The sequence below is a fragment of the Vibrio sp. 11986-1-5 genome, assembly GCF_963878025.1.
GTDB classification, from domain to species: Bacteria; Pseudomonadota; Gammaproteobacteria; order Enterobacterales; family Vibrionaceae; genus Vibrio; species Vibrio injensis.
The window spans coordinates 1-380 of the sequence record NZ_CAWNVW010000038.1 but is presented as its reverse complement, the minus strand read 5'-3'; the positions used below and the strand labels follow the sequence as shown (position 1 = coordinate 380).

Sequence of the window (380 nt, the reverse complement as noted above, 5' to 3'; positions counted from 1 at the left end):
GCATTTCCTATGTGCTGTTAACGCGATTCAACCTTAATAGGATATGCTAAACACTGCCGTTTGAAGTCTGTTTAGAAGAAACTTAATCAAGCTAGCATCATGTTGGTTGTTTATCACTTTTCATGATGCGAAACCTTTCGATAAACTACACACGTAGAAAGATGTGTATCAGGACCTCTGGACGCGGGTTCAAATCCCGCCGTCTCCATATTTGTAGCCTACAACCTTTGTGGATGTGGGCTTTTTATTTTAGAGTGCACAAAAAGCGCACAGAAAATGCACAGGATACAAAAAGACACCACCAAATTTAGTTGGTAGTGCCTTTTAAGTATTTAACTGTGAATCGTCTACACTTAATTGGACAAATTCTATGAGAATAG

General features: G+C 38.9%; 1 other RNA gene. It reads left to right on the top strand.

Features of this window, described 5'->3' with window-relative positions:
• Positions 1–211: a transfer-messenger RNA gene (gene ssrA, locus AACS00_RS09930) on the top strand; the annotation flags it as partial.
• Positions 212–380: the final 169 nt, after the last annotated feature.